At 65.4% G+C, this 6,221-nt stretch carries 6 protein-coding genes and 1 pseudogene; all 7 read right to left on the reverse strand.

Going from position 1 to position 6,221, the window contains the following annotated elements; genetic code table 11:
* Positions 1–41: 41 nt before the first annotated feature.
* Positions 42–974, reverse strand: coding sequence for a phosphatidate cytidylyltransferase (locus AK81_RS25525; protein ID WP_016489124.1), 933 nt, complete (start codon positions 972–974; stop codon positions 42–44).
* 1 nt (position 975) lies between these two features.
* Positions 976–1,599 (reverse strand): lysophospholipid acyltransferase family protein, encoded by a 624-nt coding sequence (locus AK81_RS25530; RefSeq protein ID WP_043203714.1) that lies wholly within the window; start codon positions 1,597–1,599, stop codon positions 976–978.
* Between the two features lie 10 nt (positions 1,600–1,609).
* Positions 1,610–2,041 (reverse strand): hypothetical protein, encoded by a 432-nt coding sequence (locus AK81_RS25535; RefSeq protein ID WP_043203716.1) that lies wholly within the window; start codon positions 2,039–2,041, stop codon positions 1,610–1,612.
* Positions 2,038–3,450, reverse strand: a complete 1,413-nt coding sequence (locus tag AK81_RS25540) for a phosphatase PAP2/dual specificity phosphatase family protein (RefSeq protein ID WP_043203717.1) — start codon at positions 3,448–3,450, stop codon at positions 2,038–2,040. The genes AK81_RS25535 and AK81_RS25540 overlap by 4 nt, the downstream gene beginning before the upstream one ends.
* Positions 3,451–5,205, reverse strand: coding sequence for a bifunctional alpha/beta hydrolase/class I SAM-dependent methyltransferase (locus tag AK81_RS25545; protein WP_043203719.1), 1,755 nt, complete (start codon positions 5,203–5,205; stop codon positions 3,451–3,453). It lies immediately after the preceding gene.
* A gap of 31 nt (positions 5,206–5,236) precedes the next feature.
* Positions 5,237–5,842, reverse strand: coding sequence for a CDP-alcohol phosphatidyltransferase family protein (locus AK81_RS25550; protein WP_043203721.1), 606 nt, complete (start codon positions 5,840–5,842; stop codon positions 5,237–5,239).
* A gap of 160 nt (positions 5,843–6,002) precedes the next feature.
* Positions 6,003–6,221 (reverse strand): annotated as a pseudogene (locus AK81_RS25555) (LysR family transcriptional regulator); the annotation flags it as partial.

Raw genomic sequence — 6,221 nt, forward strand, 5'->3', positions numbered from 1 at the left:
CTATGCCAGGCGGTTTACCTCGACGGTGATGTGCGCATTCGCTACGCCCACCAGTACCGCACAAAGTGGAAGAACACTGGCGCGGCAAAGCACACCGAGTCCATGCGATCGAGCATGCCGCCGTGGCCTTCGATCATGTGGCCCCAGTCCTTCACCCCGCGGTCGCGCTTGATCGCCGACATCACCAGCCCGCCGAAGAAGCCCATGGCGTTGACCGCCAGGGCCATCAACGCGGCTTGCCAGAAGGTGAATGGGGTGATCCAGCACAGCAGGGCGCCGATCAGGGTGGCCAGTGCCACGCCGCCGGCCAGCCCTTCGACGGTCTTGGACGGTGACAGGTTGGGGGCCACCTTGTGCTTGCCAAACAGCTTGCCGCACACGTATTGCAGCACGTCGCTGATCTGCACCACCAGGATCAGCCAGGCGATCAGCAGCAGGTTGCGCCCCTCGTAGCCGGGGATGTCCAGGGTCATCAAGGCCGGCACCGACGACACGCAGTACACCGCGATCATCAACCCCCACTGCACCTTTGACGCACGTTCGAGAAAACGCGTGGTGTCGCCGCCGAAGCTGGCCAGAATCGGCAGCAGCAGGAACAGGTACACCGGGATGAAGATGCTGAACAGGCCGTACCAGTCCATGGCAATCAGCACGTATTGCACCGGCAGCGCTACATAGAACGCCGCCACCAGCGCCGGGTAATCGCTGCGCCGGGTGGGGGTGAGGGTCATGAACTCGCGCAGGGCGTAGAACGACACGCCATAGAACAGCACGATCACGCCGTACTTGCCGAACAGGAAGGCGATGCCGATCACCAGCACCATCACCCACCAGGCGTTGATGCGGGCGTTGAGGTTGTCGATCACCGCGTGTGGCGCCGGGCCGGCGCGCCACTTCAGCAGGCGGCCGGTCACGCTGGCGAGCAGCAGCAGGGCGCCGATGCCGGCGAACAGGGAAAGGGTGTTGTCGTCCATGTCAGGCATCCTTAGGGGCCAGGGTCAGCAGGGCCTGGCTGGCCCGCTCGAGAAAGGCTTGCTTGCTTTCATCAGCGTGCAGGTGCAGCGGTTCGCCAAAGCTCAGTGTGCACAGCAATGGCAGGGGCAGGGCACGGCCCTTGGGCATCACCCGGTTGAGGTTGGCGATCCATACCGGTACCAGCTCGACGTCGGGGTGGGCCGCGGCCAGGTGGTACAACCCGCTCCTGAACGGCATCAGTGGCTCGTCGCCCAGGTTACGCGTGCCTTCCGGGAAGAAGATCAGCGAGTCGCCCTGGGCCACGGCTTCAAGGATCGGCTGTAGCGGGCTGCCCTGGCCTTCGCTGCGTTGGCGGTCGATCAACACGCCGTTGAACACCTTGCGGATGAGAAAATCGCGGAGGCCCGGTTTGGCCCAGTAGTCCGCGCCGGCCACCGGGCGGGTGCGTTTGCGCAGGGGCTGCGGCAGTGAAGCCCACAGCAGCACGAAGTCACCGTGGCTGCTGTGGTTGGCGAAGTACAGGCGCTGCACCGGCAGCGGCGTGCAACCCAGCCACAGGGCGCGGGCACCGGTGATCAGGCGGGCGGCAGAGGTGATGAGGTAGGCGGTGAGGTTGGCGAGCATGGATTGGTGGTCATCCCTTCAAAGGCAGTGTCAGCAGGGTAGCCAGGGCCAGCGACAATTGCAGGCCCAGGCACACTGCCTGGCGGCGCAACAGGTTCAGTGCGGCCTGGCTGCGATCAGGCCAGGCGCGGGCGTCCGTGGCCTGCGGTTTCAGTTTCAGCTCGAACAGGGCGCGGTCCAGGGCCTGGGTGTCTGTTGCCAGGTCGTTGCTGTTGGCGAGGTGGGTGAACAGTTCGGCATCCATGGCCACGCGGATGGCCCAGTACTTGTGCATCACGCCAAGCACCAGCAGCACGCCGCACAGCAAGCTGGCCAGCGGTTGAAGTGGAAAACCCAGCAACGGTGCAAGGCCGTAGGCCAGAGCCAGCAGGGTGAGGCCGTCGGACAAGCGTTCCAGCTGTTTGCCGCGACCCAGCAGGCTGGCTACCACGCGCAGGTTCATGGCTGTGCTCCAAGCTGTTGCAGGGCTTGGCGGTGTGCCGCGTGCAGGACGATGCCGGGGCGGGCTTTGCGGATCAGTGCTTCGGCCTGCCGGGCGTCGCTGCAGCGGCCGGAGAGCAGCAGCCAGGCGGCCACTGCGCTGGCGCTGCGTGAATAGCCCAGAGCACAGCAGACCAGTAAGGGGCCTTGGGCGCGCAGGCGTTCGATGGCGTTGGCGGCCTGTTGTAACAGGGCAACGTCCGGCGCTATCAGGTCCAGGGTAGGCAAACACTGATAGTCGAGAGCTGACACGACCTCTGTGGGAGCGGGCGTGCCCGCGAAGCAGGCGGCGCGGTGGATGGCACGGGCTTCGCCCGTGTTCGCGGGCACGCCCGCTCCCACAATGGGTACGCCAGCGTTTGGCAGCTCCGCACACAAGTCGACAATCGCAGCAAATTGCTCCCCCTCGCCGCGCCCTGGAACCCGACCAAGGTACACGCCGTCGCATACTTCATCTGCTTGTGGATGGCGCCTCGTCCACAGCCGCGAGTTGAGCCAAGCGCCAGCCAGATAGGGCGCCAGTAGCCACCAGGTTGCATTCGACAAGCGCCCGTCGGCACCCTTCTGAAAACCACCCGCCCCGCACACGGCATAGTTCAGTGCCACCAGTCCCAATGACAGCGCCGGCCACCCCAGCCACAGCCAGGCACCGCTAAGCGTAGCGGCGGGGAACACACACAGCAGCACGCCCACGCCATAACAACCGGCGACCTTCCAACGCTTGGCATCGCGTGCAAAGCGAACCTGTTGCCAGGGCAGCCGCCCCTGATGCGGCCACAGCCACACGCAGGCAAACCCCGCCAATGCCCCGGTGGGTACATCGATGAAATGATGCTGCCAGGTGGTCAGCACCGACACCCCGATCAACGCCATCCAGCCATGCATCAGCCATCGCCAGGGCTGGCGCTGCACATGCCGGGCAAACATCGTCCAGATGATCACCAGCAGCGCAATGTGCAGCGAAGGCGCCTGGTTGAACGGTTTGTCGAAGCCCATCAGCACATCGAACAGCCAGCCGAACAGCCCACCCAGCTCCGGCCGTTCGAAGGTGAACCGCAGCGGCCACAGCAGGAAGCAGGTCACGCTGATCACCTGTGCGCTGAGCAGTGCCAGCGCGTGCCGGTCCATTTCCTGGCGCGTGCGCGGCAACAGAAAGGACAGCCCGTAGAGCAAGTCGATCGACCAGTACGGGATGATCGTCCAGGGCCACAGCGGCATGCCGCGCTCCCAGCCGAACACCAGGCTGCCGACATCGCTGCGCCCGGCAGTATGGTTGTTCGCCAGCCCGTAGCTGAGGAAGAACAACGGCCCCAGCAGCAGAAGCCAGAACACGCCCCGGCGGATCAGCCCTGGCTCGCGTGGTGGGCCCATTCAGCGCACCCGCTGCGCAAGGCTGACGCTGAAAATGCCCCATTCATCGATGCGCTGGGCCAGCTTGCGAAAACCTGCTGCCTCAACCAGCTGATCCATTTCCGCCTGGCTGCGGCGTCGCATCACCCAGGCCTCGCCGCCGCGATGGCTGGTGAGGGCACGGGCGATCATCTCCAGTTGCGGGTGCCACGGCTGGCCGGTGTACACCAGATAACCGCCATCCTCCACGGCATCGGCCAGGCCGGCCAGCGAGTTGCCCACCAGCTGGTTGCTGGGGAACAGTTCGTAAAGGCCCGAGACCACGGCCAGGGTTGGCGGCTGTTCCAGTGTCGTCAGGCTATTCCGGTCGAAGGCATCGCCCTGGACGAAGCGGGCGATGTCGGCCAGGCCCTTCTCAGTGATCAGCGCGCTGCCTTGCTGCACGTTCAGCTCGCTGTAGTCGCGCAGCAGGATCGAATCTGGCAATTGCTCAAGGTCTTGCAGGGCTTCGAGGATGTAGCGGCCATGGCCGGCGGCGATATCGACAATGTGCACCGGCCGTTGTTGTTCACGCAGCCGGGCGATGGCCAGGCGCAGCAGCTCTTCGACGTGCAGCTTGCGCTGGCGAATGCCACGCCAGCCGATGGCGTCGAGGTAGTTACGGTCGACCAGGCGGCCCAGCGTGCCCTTGCCGGTCGGTTGGTTGCGGTACACGTAATCAAGGGTGCTACCCGAATCGAAGCCGGTGTCGAAGCCCAGTTTCACCCCCGCAGACAGCCCCTTGCCCAGGCTGAGCCCGGCGCGGGTGGCGCGCCAGTAAAGGTCACGCGGCGAGTGGCGCGGCAACGGTGCGGCCAGGCTTTCGGCTTCGGCGCAGCTGGCGCCCGTCTTGTCGGCGTCGAGCAGTGACGGCAGGGCGGCGGGGCTGGCGAAGCAGTGCTCCACAAACCGCTCGATGCGCCTCAGGGCATGGCCCCGGTCACGCTCGCCGAGGGTGTCGTGGAAAAAGCCCGGCAGGATGTGCATTTCCTTGCGCGTGCTGCCAAGGCGTTCGAAAAAGCGTTCTTGCGGCTGGCGCTCGACCACGAAGTCGGCCCCGGATACCAGCAACTGGGTGGGTACCTGAATGGCCTGGGCATCCGCTACCACCCGGTCGGCGGCTTCATACAGGCCCAGCAGCATGGTCACCGAAATCGGCCGGCTGATCAGCGGGTCGGCCACGTACGACATGACCCGCTCGGGGTCGTGCGTGAGCAGGCGCGGCTTCACGTAGCTGTTGACGAAGAAGTTGCCGCGCATGGCCTTGAGCAGCTTCAGGCCGGGGCGGGCGAATGGCACGTACAGCTTGACCTTGAACGCCGGCGAAGCCAGTACCAGGCAGCGCACCTTGGGCGCGTAGTCGTGGGCCCAGGTGGCAATCAGCACCGCGCCGACGCTTTGCGCCAGCACCACCAGGTCGTGTTCGGCGACGCCGTGATGGGCCTGGATATGCTCGATGAAGGTTTGCACGTCGCGCACGCTGGTGGCGAACCCCGGGCTGTCGCCGCGTGCGCCTGGTGACTGGCCATGGCCGCGGGCATCCCAGGCGAAAAAGTCATAGCCCGGCATGTCCAGTTCATCGGCCAGGTGGGCCATGCGCCCGCCGTGTTCGTGGCCGCGGTGGAACATCACCACGGCCCGGCGCGGCTGGTACTCGTTGCGGGTGGCAGGCCAATGACGGTAGTGCAACTCGACACCGTCATGGGTGGAGAAGTGCAGCGCTTGCGCTTGGCGCATGGTCAACGTCCTTTTTGCGGCGGCTTTGGGCTCAGCGGGTTTCGGCCAGCCCCTGGCGAACCCGGTTGTAGAGGGTATAGAGCGAGAGCACGAGGATGACCAGCAGCAGGCCATTGATCCAGCTGCCGTTCAGCAGGCCAAAGGCGACCCCGGTGCCCAGCACGCCGAAGGCAAAGGCCCGGTCGCTTTTGCCCATGGGGCCGTCATACCGCCGCGAGGCGCCGGCCAGCGGGCCCATGACGCCGGCGTATTCGCTGAAGGTGGCACACAGCACCACCAGCACCACCAGCGCCGGTGACACTCCGGCCAGCAGGGCGAAGGGCAGGTACAGGGCGGCGTCGGCGATCACGTCGCAGAGTTCGTTGAGGTAGGCGCCGAGGGTGGATTGCTGACCGAACTCCCGGGCCAGCATGCCGTCGACGGCATTCAGCGCCATGCGCAGCAGCATCCACACCGGTATCAGGATGAACAGCCAGGTGACGTGGGCCAGGGCGGCCAGCAGCAGGCCCAGCAGGATCGACACCACGGCAGCGGCGACGGTGACCTGGTTGGCGGTGACACCGCGGTCGTAAAGGCGCTGGACGGCTGGGCGCAGCAGGGCCTGGAAGCGCGGTTTGAGCTGGTAGATCGATGCCACTGGAAAATCCTTTTTAGTGGTGCGATGGGGCATCATTGTGTGTCAGCATGCTTCGCGGGTAAACCCGCTCCCACAGGTTTAGCGTCAACCCTGGAAATACCGGTTCCTCTGTGGGAGCGGGTTTACCCGCGAATGCGCCATCACAAGCGGCGACGTAACCTCAGGCTTCCATCAACCGTTCAACCAATGCTGCGGCATAGCCCGGCAACGCCGCAAAATCCCGCGCACACACCAGCAACTTGCGATTGGCCCACGCCTCCTCCAGCGCCACCCAGTGCAACGGCAGCACGCCTTGCCAGCGCTTCACGGCTGCCAGCGGTACCACCCCGACCCCGGCCCCGCCTGCAACCATGCGGATCACCCCATCGAAACCCTCCGC

This window comes from Pseudomonas putida W15Oct28 (genome assembly GCF_000708715.2).
GTDB lineage: Bacteria > Pseudomonadota > Gammaproteobacteria > Pseudomonadales > Pseudomonadaceae > Aquipseudomonas > Aquipseudomonas putida_R.

What these genes read in the sequence shown, in the direction of transcription:
- AK81_RS25525 (WP_016489124.1), bottom strand. Translation starts at nt 974, where the DNA reads ATGGACGACAACACCCTTTCCCTGTTCGCCGGCATCGGCGCCCTGCTG.
- AK81_RS25530 (WP_043203714.1), bottom strand. Translation starts at nt 1,599, where the DNA reads ATGCTCGCCAACCTCACCGCCTACCTCATCACCTCTGCCGCCCGCCTG.
- AK81_RS25535 (WP_043203716.1), bottom strand. Translation starts at nt 2,041, where the DNA reads ATGAACCTGCGCGTGGTAGCCAGCCTGCTGGGTCGCGGCAAACAGCTG.
- AK81_RS25540 (WP_043203717.1), bottom strand. Translation starts at nt 3,450, where the DNA reads ATGGGCCCACCACGCGAGCCAGGGCTGATCCGCCGGGGCGTGTTCTGG.
- AK81_RS25545 (WP_043203719.1), bottom strand. Translation starts at nt 5,205, where the DNA reads ATGCGCCAAGCGCAAGCGCTGCACTTCTCCACCCATGACGGTGTCGAG.